Consider the following 14147-nt stretch of genomic DNA (forward strand, 5'->3'; position numbering starts at 1 on the left):
CAATTAGAATTTAAAATAATAAGGAAAGAATGAAAAAAAATAGTTCTAAAATTCTATGCTTTCTGTTTTCGCTGGCAGCCTTTGCTCAACAGCCAAAGACAAAAAAAGAATTTACTACCAATGGAAAAAAAATAACAGTTTATACTACAGCTGAGAATTCAAATTTAAGATTAACATCTACAGATAATTTAACCTTTTCAGCGTCAAAACAACCTCTTGAAACAGAGTCATCTGTTTTTGTAGAACCATCAAAAAAGTTTCAGACTTTTATGGGAATTGGAGGTGCTATTACTGATGCGAGTGCTGAGATTTTTGCTAAACTTTCGAAAGAAAAACAAACTGAATTTTTAAATGCTTACTACGATAAACAAAAAGGTATAGGCTATTCTTTGCTAAGAACAACGATACAAAGTTCTGATTTTAGCAGTGGAAGCTATTCTTATATCGAAGAGGGAGACAAAGATTTAAAGACTTTTTCTATCGATCATGATAAGCAATATCGTATTCCGTTAATAAAGCAAGCCATAAAAACAGCAGGAGGAAAATTGACAACTTATGCTGCTCCGTGGTCGCCAAATGCTTTCATGAAAAGTAATAAAAACGTCTTAAAAGGAGGAACATTATTACCGGAGTATTATCAAAGCTGGGCAAATTTTTATGTTAAGTTTATAAAAGCATACGAGAAAGAAGGAATTCCAATTTGGGGAACTTCAACTCAAAATGAACCAATGGCGATTCAAACTTGGGAATCTTGTGTTTATACCGCCGAAGCGGAAAGAGATTTTATTAAAAACTTTCTGGGACCAACTCTTAAAAAAGAAAAGTTGGGCGATGTAAAAATCATTGCATGGGATCACAATCGTGACCTGATGAATTACAGAGCAAACGTAATTTACTCTGATCCTGAAGCTTCAAAATATGTTTGGGGAATGGGTTTTCACTGGTATGAAAACTGGTCAGGCGGAGCATCAATGTTTGATAATGTAGCCAAAGTAAATGAAGCATATCCAGACAAAAAACTTTTGTTTACAGAAGGTTGTGTCGAAAAATTTGATGCTGCAAAATATCAGTTTTGGGGTAACGGAGAAAGATATGGTATTTCTATGATTAATGATTTTAATAATGGAACTGCAGGTTGGACAGATTGGAACATTCTTTTAGATCAAAATGGAGGGCCAAACCACGTAGGTAACTTTTGCTTTGCGCCAATTCATGCTGATACAACTACAGGTGAGTTAATTTATACACCATCGTATTATTATATCGGACATTTTTCAAAATTCATCCATTTAAATGCAGTAAGAGTTAGTTCTGCAGTAAGCAGAAGCGCTTTATTAAGTACTTCATTTTTGAATACAGATGGAACAATGGCAACAATTGTCATGAATCAATCGGATAAAGAGATTACCTATAATTTGATTATTGCTGCTGAAAAAACAGTAGTTAAAATTCCTGCGCATGCCATACAAACACTTGTTTATTAATGTTTTGTAATTAGATAAGAGGGTTGAATTGAATCAACCAATTTGACCCTCAATTTAATTTTAATTTTAATCGTTTTTTGAAAGTACAATGAAAATCATAAATAGAATTCTAATAGCACCAATACTAGTTCTACAATTAAGTTGTTCTTCATCAAAGGTTGTAGATAAATCTTCAGTTTCTGCATCCAAATCAAACAAAAAAATTGAAGTTTATACCACAGCCGAAAATACAAATTTAAGATTATCACTATCGAATAATTTAATTTCGAAATCAACAAATTCAACGGTTTCTATCATTTTAGATCCTGAAAAAACAGACCAGACTTTCTTAGGAATTGGTGGTGCCATAACAGATGCAAGTGCAGAAGTTTTTGCCAAATTATCTCCTAAAAAACAACAGGAATTTCTGACTGCCTACTACGACAAAAACAAAGGAATTGGTTATACACTAGCCAGAACCAACATACATAGCTGCGATTTTAGCAGTGATAGTTACACTTATGTTGCTGAAGGAGACAAAGATTTAAAAACCTTCAACATTGATCACGATAGAAAATATAGAATTCCATTAATAAAAAAAGCAATTGAAACTGCCGGCGGGAAATTAACTTTATTTGCCAGTCCTTGGAGTCCCCCAGCTTTCATGAAAGACAATAATGATATTTTGCACGGCGGCGTTTTATTGCCGGAATTTGCGCAATCATGGGCAAATTACTATGTTAAATTTATTCAAGCCTACGAAAAAGAAGGTATTCCGGTTTGGGGATTAACCATACAAAACGAGCCAATGGCAAAGCAAAGATGGGAATCTTGCATTTATACGCCTGAAGCCGAAAGAGATTTTCTGAAAAACTTTCTTGGACCAATTTTAGAAAAAGAAGGATTAGCTTCTAAAAACGTTATCATTTGGGATCACAATCGCGGAGATCAGTTAGAGAAAAGAGCCAAACTCGTTTTCTCTGATCCTGAAGTTTCAAAATACGCCTGGGGAATTGGATTTCACTGGTACGAAACCTGGAATGGAGGAACTCCTAAATTTGAATCGGTAGGTGAAGTTCACAAACAATTTCCAAACAAAAATTTACTTTTCACAGAAGGCTGTATCGAAAAATTTGATGTCTCAAGATTTCAGTTTTGGGGAAATGCAGAACGATACGGAATCAATATGATTAACGATTTCAATAACGGAACTGTGGGTTGGACAGATTGGAATATTCTTCTGGACCAAAACGGTGGACCTAATCATGTTGGTAATTTCTGTTTTGCGCCAATTCACGCAGATACCACAAAAGACGAATTAATTTACACACCAATGTATTATTATATTGGTCATTTCTCAAAATTTATTCGACCTAATGCTAAAAGAATAATTGAAACTATTAGCGATAAAACATTAATAAGCACCTCTTTTAAAAACTTGGATAACAAAATAATTACCATTGTTATGAACCAGTCAGACAAAGAAGTTGTTTATACTTTAATAAATCAAGATACAAAAACCACGATCACTATTCCGGCGCATGCTTTGCAAACTATTATAAACTAGCCTTCGCCTAACTAAAAAACTATAAAAATGAAACCAAATTTTAAAAACGCAGTAAAGGCATTGTTTTTTGCTTTAGTAATATTTGCTCAGGTAAAATGTTCTTCATCAAATGATGCAGTCGAAAATCCTCCGGTAACGCCACCAGTGATACCACCAGTTGTCGTAAAAAATGATGTTGATTTTTGGTTGACCAAAGGAGATCAAACAGCATTATTGGCAAAACAAACCGGTGTTTTAGGTTTTGGAACAACCGTAAATGCTTACCAAAATATTGAAGTAAATGCTGCTCAAAAATACCAGACTGTAGACGGTTTTGGTTATACTTTAACAGGCGGAAGTGCAGACGTTATCAATCAATTAACCACAACAAAAAAAGCAGCTCTTTTGCAGGAATTGTTCGGCTCAGCTGAAACTTCAATCGGAATAAGTTATCTTAGAATCAGTATTGGAGCATCAGATTTGCATGCAGATACTTTTACTTATAATGATCTGGCAACAGGAGAAACGGATTTGGATCTTGCCAAATTTAGTTTAGATAAAGACAAAACCGGAGTAATTGCGCTTTTGAAAGAAATTTTAGCAATCAATCCAAAGATTTTAATTGTTGCGACTCCGTGGTCTGCACCACTTTGGATGAAAACCGAAAACAGTTTTAAAGGAGGGAGATTAGATACTAAATATTATGATGTTTATGCAAAATATTTTGTAAAATACATTCAGCAAATGAAAGCCGAAGGGATTACGATTGATGCAATTACACCTCAAAACGAACCTTTAAACCCTTATAACACGCCAAGTATGGAAATGTCTGCTTTAGAACAGACAAACTTCATTAAGAATAATTTAGGGCCTGCATTCAAAGCTGCAAATCTTACAACAAAAATCATTACTTACGATCACAATTGTGATATGCCAAATTATCCAAAAACAATTTTGGCAGATGCAGCCGCATATCCTTTTATAGACGGTTCGGCTTTTCACTTATATGCCGGAGATATTAGTGCACTTACAAATGTTTACAGCGCTTATCCTTCCAAAAATATTTATTTTACAGAACAATGGACTTCTTCTACAGGTAGTTTTGACGGAGATTTAAAATGGCATCTTAGAAATATTGTTATTGGTTCAATGCGTAACTGGAGTAAAAATGCATTAGAGTGGAATTTAGCTAACAACGCTAATTTCGGACCTCATACAAATGGTGGTTGCACAGAATGTAAAGGTGCTTTGACAGTTACTTCAAGTGAAAATTTTCAACGCAATGTAGGATATTATATTATTGCCCATGCTTCAAAATTTGTTCCGGCAGGTTCTATCAGAATTGATAGTAACTCGGGTGGGAATCTTCAAAATGTAGCTTTTATTACTCCAACAGGATTAAAAGTTTTAATTGTTGAAAATGACGGATCAGGAACAGAAACGTTTAACATCAAATTCGACGGTAAATGGGTTACAACTTCTTTAAATGCAGGAGCTGTAGGAACTTATACCTGGAAATAATCGAGCAATTTACAATCAAAAATTAATTGAGTTTTTAGATGAAAAAAATTATTATAATAGTACAGTTACTAGTTTCGATTGCAACTTTCGGACAAGGTTTTTTACATAGAGACGGACAAAAGATTGTTGACGGAAACGGAAAAAATATAATATTAAGAGGTTTAGGATTAGGAGGATGGATGGTGCAGGAAGGTTACATGATGCAAACTCAGCCTTTTGCAAGTCCGCAATATGTAATCAAGCAAAAAATTCAGGACGTTGTTGGAGAACAAGGAACAAAAGAGTTTTATGCCGCTTATAAAGCAAACGGAATTACGAAACGGGATATTGATTCATTAGCAAAATGGGGATTCAATTCCATTCGTTTGCCAATGCATTACAATTTATACACACCCGCAATTGAACAGGAAAAAAATGGTGAAATCACTTGGATAGAAGAAGGTTTTGCCATGACTGATAATTTAGTGAAATGGTGTGCCGAAAACAAAATCTATCTTATTCTTGATTTGCACGCAGCGCCTGGAGGACAAGGAAACGATGCAGCAATCTCTGATTATGATACTACAAAACCATCATTATGGCAAAGTGAAGCCAATCAGAAAAAAATGATTGCTTTATGGAAAAAACTGGCTTCTCGTTACAGAGATAATCAATGGATTGGAGCTTACGACATTATCAATGAACCAAACTGGAATTTTACCGGAACCAATAAAAACGGTTGCGACGAAAACTCAAACGGGCCTTTGAGAGATTTGATGGTTCAGGTAACAAAAGCGATTCGTGAAGTTGATACCAACCATTTAATTTTTATTGAAGGAAATTGCTGGGGAAATAATTACAACGGAATTTTCCCTTTATGGGATGAAAATATGGCGTTAAGTTTTCATAAATACTGGAACTACAACACTACAGCTTCTATCCAAAAAATATTGGATTATAGACAACAATACAATGTTCCAATTTGGTTGGGAGAAAGTGGAGAAAACTCTAATGTTTGGTTCAAAGACGCATTGACTTTAGTAGAAAACAATAATATTGGGTGGGCTTTTTGGCCAATGAAAAAAATCGAAAATATTGCCGGAGTAACTTCAGTAACCAAAATTCCGGAATACGATGTTTTACTGAAGTACTGGAAAGATGGCGGTCAAAAACCAAGTGCTGATTTTGCCAAGAAAACACTAATGAAAATGGCAGATAATTACAAAATGGAAAACGTAACCGTTAAACCGGATGTAATCGATGCAATGTTTAGACAAGTGCAAACCAATGATACAAAACCTTATAAGAAACATGCAATTCCGGGAAAAATTGCGGCAACTCAATATGATTTAGGAACAAATGAACATGCATATTCAGATAAGGATTTTATAAACTACAGAGTAGAAACTGGCAATTTTGACCAATGGAACAAAGGAAATACCATGAGAAATGATGGTGTTGATATCTTACCATGTAAAGATGCGGGATCAAACGGTTATCAGGTTTCATTTATAGAAGATGGCGAATGGCTTCAGTTTACAACTCAGGTTGCAAAACAAAAAGCATACAAAGTTGCGATTCGTTATTCAAGTGAAAACTCAGAAGGAAAACTTCATTTAGAAACAGAAAACGGTAAAAAATCAGAAACGATCACACTTCCGGCAACTGGAGGAAATGATAAGTTCAAAACAGTTGTTTTATCAGGAGTAGAGCTAAATTCAGGAACAAGTAAAATTAAAGTAGTTTTTGAAAAAGGAGGCTTTAATCTAAATTATTTAGATTTTTCTGAAACTAAAAAAATAAATAAAAAATAGTAAACATCGTTGTTGTTCGAATGCATAGTGTAGTCCCTACGGGCAATGTCATTAAGTTAAGCTTTTTTAAACTATAATTTTTCTCGCAAAGCTTAAACACAATATTGTCATTTCGACGGAGGAGAAATCTCCGCGAGAAGCTCGACAAAGATTGGATTTTCGTTGCGGAGTTACTTGCGGAGATTTCTCCTCCGTCGAAATGACAGAACCTTTGTGGCTTTTGCAAGGCAACAACATAATTAACATAAGTTTTAAATTGATTTTTTTCAGTAAAGCCTTTGAAACATTAGCTTTACCAGAACAAAATTTTTTAACATGAAAAAGATAAATACAATTATTTTAGTGGTAATGCTGCTTTTGGTAAGCAGTTCGTTTTATGGTCAAAATTTAAAAATTATGACCTACAATATTCGTTTAGATGTTGCATCTGACGGAGATAATGCATGGCCAAATCGGAAAGATTATTTTACTTCTCAAATACAATTTTATAGTCCGGATATTTTTGGAGTTCAGGAAGCAACTCCTAATCAGGTTATTGATATAGCCTCGGCTTTGCCAAAATACAATAGGTTTGGAATTGGAAGAGAAGAGAAAGGAACAGGAGAAGCCTGTACGATTTATTATAAAAAAGACCGTTTTCAGGTGCAGGAATCTAATACATTTTGGCTGTCAGAAACACCAAATAAAGTTTCAAGAGGTTGGGATGCAGCTTGTAATAGGGTTTGTACTTATGGACTTTTTAAAGATTTAAAAACAAAAAAAACGTTTTGGGTTTTTAATTTACATCTTGATCACATGGGGGAAGTGGCCAGAGTTAAAGGAGTAGAATTGGTGCTTTCGAAAATAGCAGAAATAAATACCAAAAAATACCCAGTTTTTTTAATGGGAGATTTTAACTCGGAACCAGAAACAAAACAAATTGTAGAAATTAAAAAAGTAATGGATGATACCAGAGATGTTTCAATAGAAAAACCTTTTGGACCATCAGGAACATTCAATGATTTTGAGCACAATAAACCAGTAACGTTATTAATAGATTATATTTTTATTTCTAAAAATAGCGGACTAAAAATTCAAAAACACGCAGTATTAAGTGATTCTAAAGATTTAAGATATCCGTCAGATCATTTACCTGTCTTAATAGAAATAGATTAAAATGAAAAACATCAACAAAAAACTTCAAATTTTACTTTTACTGCCACTTATTGCAGTTCAAATAAAATGCGGAACTTCAAAAAATTCAGTTGCCACTTCTGGTAAAGCCGAAGCTTGGATTACGACAACCGATGAAACATCAAAATTGCAAAAGCAAAATGATTTGGTTTTTAATTCAGAAACGAATTCAAATCAAACAATTTTGGTTGACGCTTCTCAAAAATTTCAAACCATCGAAGGTTTCGGATTTTCTTTAACGGGAGGAAGCGCTCAGGCAATCATGAAACTGGATAAAGCAAAGAAAGAAGCATTGCTTCAGGAATTGTTCACTAGAAATAATGATGCAATTGGTTTGAGTTATTTAAGAATTAGCATTGGAGCTTCTGATTTGAATGAAAAAGTTTTTTCGTATGATGATATGCCCGAAGGACAAACGGATTTAAAACTGGAACATTTTAATCTTGGTCCGGATTTAAATGATGTCGTGCCGCTTTTAAAAGAAATTTTGGCAATAAATCCAAACATCAAAATTATGGGTTCTCCTTGGTCACCACCAGTTTGGATGAAAGATAACGGAAGCTCAAAAGGCGGAAGTTTACAGCCAAAATACTATCAGGTTTATGCTGAGTATTTTGTGAAATATATTCAGGCAATGAAAGCGCAGGGAATTGTAATTGATGCAATAACACCTCAAAACGAACCATTGCATCCGGGGAATAATCCGAGTTTATTAATGCTTGCTGAACAACAGGCAGATTTCATTGGAAATAATTTAGGTCCCGCTTTCGCGAAAGCAAAAATTAAAACCAAAATCGTAGTTTACGACCACAATTGTAATAAACCTGAATATCCTTTGACGATTTTAAAAGATGCAAAAGCATTGCCATTTGTAGCAGGTTCGGCGTTTCATTTATACGAAGGAGATATCAGCGCTTTGTCTAAAGTTCACGACGCATATCCAAAGAAAGATTTATATTTTACAGAGCAATATACAGGATCAGGAAGCAGTTTTGAATCTGATTTGAAATGGAGCGTAAAAAATGTAGTAATTGGTTCGATGCGTAACTGGAGTGTAAACGCATTATCATGGGGATTGGCAAATGATGAATATTACAAACCCTTTACGCCAGGCGGATGTTCTACATGCAAAGGCGCATTAATGATCGATCAGGCTCAGAATATCAAAAGAGAAGTTGGTTATTATATTATAGGTCACGCTTCAAAATTTGTTCCGGAAGGATCTGTAAGAATTGGTAGTAATATTAGTAATAACTTATACAATGTTGCGTTTAAAACTCCTTCAGGGCAAATTGTTCTAATTGTAGAAAATGATGGAACTTCAACAGAATCATTCAATATTAAATACAATCAAAAACAAATTTCAACTACTTTAAACGCTGGTGCAGTTACAACTTACGTTTGGTAATCAAAATTAAATTAATGAAATCGCCATGATTCCAGATCATATACCGGAATGAAGAATGGCGATTCCATATTCCATTAAAGAATAGATATTAAATAAGTATGAAAAAATTAACCACATTTACCTTGTTGATGGTATCGTTTTTTGCGGTCGCACAACAAGAAACGATCGATCAGAAAGTAAATGCTTTATTGAAAAAAATGACTATTGAAGAAAAAATAGGTCAGCTTAATCAATACACTGGCGATAATTCTGCAACGGGACCAATCACCATAAACCCAAACAAACAAGCCGAAATAAAAGCAGGTTTAGTAGGTTCGATGCTTAATATTATCGGAACAAAATATACCAGACAATATCAGGAATTGGCAATGCAATCCCGTTTAAAAATTCCGTTGTTATTTGGTCAGGATGTCATTCACGGATACAAAACAACATTTCCAATCCCGTTAGCCGAAGCTGCAAGTTGGGATTTAGCTGCAATTGAATTGGCAGCAAGAGTTGCGGCTACAGAAGCATCTGCAAGCGGAATACACTGGACATTTGCACCAATGGTTGATATTGGTCGTGATCCACGTTGGGGACGAGTAATGGAAGGTGCCGGAGAAGATACTTACTTAGGTTCTAAAATTGCTTATGCGAGAGTAAAAGGATTCCAAGGAAATAAATTGGGTGATTTAAACTCGGTTATGGCATGCGTAAAACACTTTGCAGCTTATGGTGCAGGAGTTGGTGGAAGAGATTATAACTCCGTAGATATGAGCGAGCGCATGTTGCTTGAGACTTATTTACCTCCGTTTAAAGCAGCTCTTGATGCTGGTGCAGCAACTTTTATGAATTCATTTAATGATTTAAATGGAATTCCTGCAACAGCAAATGTACACTTACAACGTGATATCTTAAAAGGAAAATGGAACTTTCAGGGATTCGTAGTTTCTGACTGGGGTTCTATTGGAGAAATGGTAGCACACGGTTATTCAAAAGATCTTAAAGCCGCTGCACTTTCTGCGATTACAGCCGGAAGTGATATGGATATGGAAAGTAATGCCTATCGTTACAATCTTGCCGAGTTGGTAAAAGAAGGTAAAGTTTCTATCGATTTAATTGATGATGCGGTAAAACGTATTCTTCGTAAGAAATTTGAATTAGGATTATTTGATGATCCTTACAGATATTCAGATGAAAAAAGAGCTGAAAAAGCTTTGAGCAATCCTGAAAACAGAAAAGCAGCACTTGAAGTGGCGCAAAAAAGTATTGTTTTATTGAAGAATGACAATCAAACATTACCAATTTCTAAAAGTGTAAAAACAATTGCATTTATTGGACCAATGGTAAAAGAATATAAAGCCAATATGGGATTCTGGTCAGTAGAATTACCGGATGTTAATTATGATAAATGGGTAGTTTCGCAATGGGATGGTTTACAAAATAAAGTAGGCAAAAATACTAAATTGCTTTACGCAAAAGGTTGCGAAGTAGACGGAGATAACAAAGACGGATTTGCCGAAGCAGTTGCAACCGCAAAACAAGCTGATGTTGTTATTTTGAGTATTGGCGAAAGACGTGATATGAGCGGTGAGGCAAAAAGCCGTAGTGATCTTGGTTTACCGGGCGTTCAGGAAGATTTAGTAAAAGCAATTCAGGCAACAGGAAAACCGGTTGTAGTTTTGATAAATGCAGGAAGACCTCTTGTTTTTAATTGGACAGCAGACAACGTTCCGGCAATTGTTTATACTTGGTGGTTAGGAACTGAGGCAGGAAATGCGATTGCAAATGTTTTATTTGGAGATTATAATCCTTCAGGAAAATTGCCAATGACATTCCCGAGAGAAGTTGGGCAAGTGCCTATTTATTACAACCATTTCAGTACAGGAAGACCTGCAAAAGATGAAAATCAAACCAATTATGTTTCAGCTTATATCGATTTAAAAAACTCACCTAAATATCCTTTCGGATACGGATTGAGTTATACACAATTCAATTATGCTGATTTGAAATTATCTTCGACTAAAATAAAAAGCAACGAAACCATTAAAGTTTCATTTCAATTATCAAACGTTGGAAAACTTGCGGGCGAAGAAGTAGTGCAATTGTATTTGAAAGATAAATTTGGTTCAGTAGTAAGACCTGTCTTAGAATTAAGAGATTTCCAAAAAGTAAAATTAAATGCAGGAGAATCTAAAACGATCGAATTTACAATTGACAAAGAGAAACTTTCATTCTATAATGATAAATTAGAATGGACAGCTGAACCGGGCGATTTCGAATTAATGATCGGAACTTCGTCAGCAGATATTAAATTAAGATCAAACTTTGAATTACTATAAAATTACAATCTCCAAAAACTGTAATTAACCAAAAAAGCGGAATCGTAAGACTCCGCTTTTTTTATATTAAAGCCAATATGATTTAACTTTATTAATTAAGCTTTTAAAAAATAAAATCCGTTTTTATCTGCGTTTTTACGAAGTAAATCTGTTTTATCAGCGTTAAAATTAGACGCTGATTTACTGATTCGCTAAAGCGAAAACGCGGATAAAAACGGATTTTTCTAATTACTCCGCTGGAGCTAATTGAACGAACGTTGTTGAATTGGCTATAAATATTGCGCTCCTCCGGAGCTTTTAATTAAAATGCTTTTTGAAATTGAATTTTAGTTTATTTAGAATACCTTCTTCAATAATATCAACTCCAATTCCAAAATTACTGTCTGCAACTTCATGATGTGCAGTTCTGAAATCTTCAAAATCCTTCTCCGGAATTTCTAAGTTTATTAATGGTTTAAAATCAATAACGATAGTTCCTCCGTTTTTGGTAATTTTTTTACGACTCGTGTAATCAAAATACGGATTATTGATCGTGCTTTCCTGGATTGTAAATTTCTCCGCAACATCTATTTTTTGATCCGTCACAAGTTGGATTTCAAATCGCTCGCTGTCAAAATTATGCCAGAAAGTAATGTCTTTATGCATAAAATCCCTAGCGCTGTTTTTGACAATATTTCCATCAAAATACATTAAAAAACGGTTGTTTTTACCATCTGTATAATAAGGGTTTTCAATTGTTGTTTTGTATTCAATTATAAATTCATTCTGCTTTTTGTCATCACTTACGATTTCAATTGCAGCATCTTTAAATATATTTCTAAGATCCGTTCCGTTTCTGTCATTGACATAGTTTAGCGTATGAAAAAAGAAATTATTCCAACTGTCAATGATTTCTCTTTTATTCGTTTTCTTGAAATATTTACGCATATAATTTGCGCGATTTCCTTTGTATTTCGTTGTTAACTTTAGTTTACCAATATTGTTTTCTACAATAAGTTCTGATTTTTCATCAACAGCATAATAAGGAAAACGATGTGGCGGTTTAATTTGTAATTCCAGATTTGGTTTAACCTCCAGATAATGCATAAAGAAGATAAAACCGCGATTTTCAATAAATCCAAATTCATCACGAAGAGTTGCATCTACAAAATAACTTTCATCTTTGTAATTAATCTTAACAATTACATGATTAAAAGTCAGTAACGATGGCAAATAATATTTCATGTAGAAGTCCGTATTGAAATTGACCAAAATAATTGAAGAGTCAACGCCAATATAATCTAAAATCACCTTTAACAAAACAGATTTTGCCTTGCAATCACCCTGTTTGTTCTCATAAGTAATAGACGGTTCTTGAGGTTTATGACCGTTCATCTCATCTGCATTGTAAATATAGTTAATGTGATTTTGCACATATTCTATCGCAAATTGCAGCTGCTCATCTTTATTGTCAATTTTGTCAAGCTTTTCGATTAAGTCCGGCGCAAATTCCTTTAGAGAAGATTTCTCAAAAATAGCATCATAAATTGGAGCAATATAATTTGATAATTCTTTCCAATTATCATCTGTTGCAAAATCAATAAAGGGAGAAACCTCTCGATTCGAATCCACAAAATTGATAAAGTTGTCTTCTTCGATTACGTATTCTTCTCCTTTTTTCAAATAGTTGACTTCCGGTTCCAGAACATTTCCGTCTTCATCTCTAAAAAAAGTCTTTTTATAGGCAATTGTTCTTTCGCGATCGTTCTTAAAAGTAAACTTATATTTTCCGTAAGCCCAATAACTGTCCGGACCTATCCAAACATATTTAGAGAACTCTTTGCGTAAAAAATCACGATCAGTAAAAACTTTAACTCTGGAATCCTCCATAATCAAAATATCATAAAGACGAAGATCTTTTATCGTAATATTGACTTTCTTATTACTGCTAAGAACGCCGCCACCGCTTTGGTTTTCGCTGTCCAGAGTTTTGATTTTAGTGTCCGGAATTTTATCCACCAAAACACCATCTCTCAAAACGCTGATTCTGTGTATAAGATATGTTTCATTTTCTTCCAGAACAACATCTACTACAGATGCTCTTTCTAAATTCGCAGGTTCGTTTAGGGTATAAGCAAGACAAGCATATTCACTATTTTCAGTGTCACTTGTGTAATATATTTTATCTAAAAAATAACAATAATCACGTCCCTCATCAGCTTGTTTTTGAGAGAATTCAGATTCTTTGATATATTCAATAAGTTGAGCATCATTAATATTGCTTGCCCAATGTTCCGGTTTTTGAATTTTATAATTTTCTGATTGAAGAGCTTGTTCCATAGTAAGGCTTTTAATTGAAGTAGGTAAAATCTTTCGTATAAAACAAAAATATAGAATTTTGACAATATCTAATAGTGGCAGATTGATTATTGAGATAAGTTCGGTTTTCTTACAATAAAGATTTTATTATCTGATTATATAGAAGTTTAATCTTAGATAATTTAATGAAATTCTGAAAGAATTGAGAAAGTTGTAAAGGGCAATAGTAGTAAAAACGCCAATAACTACGCAAAAGAGATTACAATTTTCGGAAAAGGAAAGAGATTAAAATGTAGCAGTAAAATATAAAATCAGAATTATTTTAAAACCGTATTTATAAAATCCATAGCGCCAATCCCTTTATAAGATGCATATAAGGCCTTGTCAAAAGCTTCGCGTTTTGCTTTTTTATCCTTCGCTTCAGTTTCAACAATCATCTGATTGAAAATTCTCTCCTGTTCTTCGCTATATTTTATAGAAGCCTCCAGAAGATCATTTTTGGATACTAATCCAAAAGAAGAATATAGTCTTTTCATAAACTTCTTGTTCAGTTTTTCTAGGTTTGGAATGCTCATATTTAAACCAATTTATATTTTCTATATATAAGAGACGCTGTGTTTT

9 protein-coding genes are annotated in these 14147 nt (G+C 34.0%); 7 read left to right on the forward strand and 2 right to left on the reverse strand.

The window, feature by feature from the left end; all coding sequences use genetic code 11:
• Positions 1-29 precede the first annotated feature (29 nt).
• The 7 genes from LPB88_RS01395 to LPB88_RS01425 all read left to right on the forward strand — a co-directional run bounded on the left by LPB88_RS01395 (position 30) and on the right by LPB88_RS01425 (position 11228).
• Positions 30-1484 carry a glycoside hydrolase family 30 beta sandwich domain-containing protein gene (locus LPB88_RS01395; protein ID WP_230712023.1) on the forward strand — a complete coding sequence of 485 codons (1455 nt, stop codon included), beginning with the start codon at positions 30-32 and terminating at the stop codon, positions 1482-1484.
• 88 nt (positions 1485-1572) lie between these two features.
• Complete coding sequence (locus tag LPB88_RS01400) at positions 1573-3030, forward strand: glycoside hydrolase family 30 beta sandwich domain-containing protein (RefSeq protein WP_230712024.1); 1458 nt, start codon at positions 1573-1575, stop codon at positions 3028-3030.
• A 27-nt stretch (positions 3031-3057) separates the two neighbouring features.
• Positions 3058-4530 carry a glycoside hydrolase family 30 beta sandwich domain-containing protein gene (locus LPB88_RS01405; RefSeq protein WP_230712025.1) on the forward strand — a complete coding sequence of 491 codons (1473 nt, stop codon included), beginning with the start codon at positions 3058-3060 and terminating at the stop codon, positions 4528-4530.
• A 38-nt stretch (positions 4531-4568) separates the two neighbouring features.
• Positions 4569-6323: a cellulase family glycosylhydrolase gene (locus LPB88_RS01410; RefSeq protein WP_230712026.1), complete on the forward strand. Its 1755-nt coding sequence runs from the start codon at positions 4569-4571 to the stop codon at positions 6321-6323.
• 315 nt (positions 6324-6638) lie between these two features.
• The gene (locus LPB88_RS01415; protein WP_230712027.1) at positions 6639-7478 is read left to right on the forward strand and encodes an endonuclease/exonuclease/phosphatase family protein; all 840 of its coding nucleotides are present in this window, start codon (positions 6639-6641) and stop codon (positions 7476-7478) included.
• Position 7479: 1 nt separating this feature from the next.
• A complete protein-coding gene (locus LPB88_RS01420; protein WP_230712028.1) occupies positions 7480-8904 on the forward strand; it encodes a glycoside hydrolase family 30 beta sandwich domain-containing protein in 1425 nt (474 codons plus the stop codon).
• A gap of 98 nt (positions 8905-9002) precedes the next feature.
• Entirely contained in the window at positions 9003-11228 is a 2226-nt protein-coding gene (locus LPB88_RS01425) for a glycoside hydrolase family 3 N-terminal domain-containing protein (protein WP_230712029.1), read from the forward strand.
• A gap of 297 nt (positions 11229-11525) precedes the next feature.
• On the opposite strand, the gene LPB88_RS01430 is transcribed toward LPB88_RS01425, so the two are convergent.
• Together LPB88_RS01430 and LPB88_RS01435 are read right to left on the reverse strand one after the other, a co-directional pair.
• A complete protein-coding gene (locus LPB88_RS01430; RefSeq protein WP_230712030.1) occupies positions 11526-13547 on the reverse strand; it encodes a hypothetical protein in 2022 nt (673 codons plus the stop codon).
• A gap of 296 nt (positions 13548-13843) precedes the next feature.
• The gene (locus tag LPB88_RS01435; RefSeq protein WP_230712031.1) at positions 13844-14062 is read right to left on the reverse strand and encodes a hypothetical protein; all 219 of its coding nucleotides are present in this window, start codon (positions 14060-14062) and stop codon (positions 13844-13846) included.
• Between the last annotated feature and the right edge of the window lie 85 nt (positions 14063-14147).

The sequence above is a fragment of the Flavobacterium sp. JAS genome, assembly GCF_020991455.1.
Lineage (GTDB): Bacteria > Bacteroidota > Bacteroidia > Flavobacteriales > Flavobacteriaceae > Flavobacterium.

Coding starts and splice junctions, on each gene's coding strand:
- LPB88_RS01430 (WP_230712030.1), bottom strand. CDS start 13,547: ATGGAACAAGCTCTTCAATCAGAAAATTATAAAATTCAAAAACCGGAA.
- LPB88_RS01410 (WP_230712026.1), top strand. CDS start 4,569: ATGAAAAAAATTATTATAATAGTACAGTTACTAGTTTCGATTGCAACT.
- LPB88_RS01400 (WP_230712024.1), top strand. CDS start 1,573: ATGAAAATCATAAATAGAATTCTAATAGCACCAATACTAGTTCTACAA.
- LPB88_RS01420 (WP_230712028.1), top strand. CDS start 7,480: ATGAAAAACATCAACAAAAAACTTCAAATTTTACTTTTACTGCCACTT.
- LPB88_RS01405 (WP_230712025.1), top strand. CDS start 3,058: ATGAAACCAAATTTTAAAAACGCAGTAAAGGCATTGTTTTTTGCTTTA.
- LPB88_RS01415 (WP_230712027.1), top strand. CDS start 6,639: ATGAAAAAGATAAATACAATTATTTTAGTGGTAATGCTGCTTTTGGTA.
- LPB88_RS01425 (WP_230712029.1), top strand. CDS start 9,003: ATGAAAAAATTAACCACATTTACCTTGTTGATGGTATCGTTTTTTGCG.
- LPB88_RS01435 (WP_230712031.1), bottom strand. CDS start 14,062: ATGAAAAGACTATATTCTTCTTTTGGATTAGTATCCAAAAATGATCTT.
- LPB88_RS01395 (WP_230712023.1), top strand. CDS start 30: ATGAAAAAAAATAGTTCTAAAATTCTATGCTTTCTGTTTTCGCTGGCA.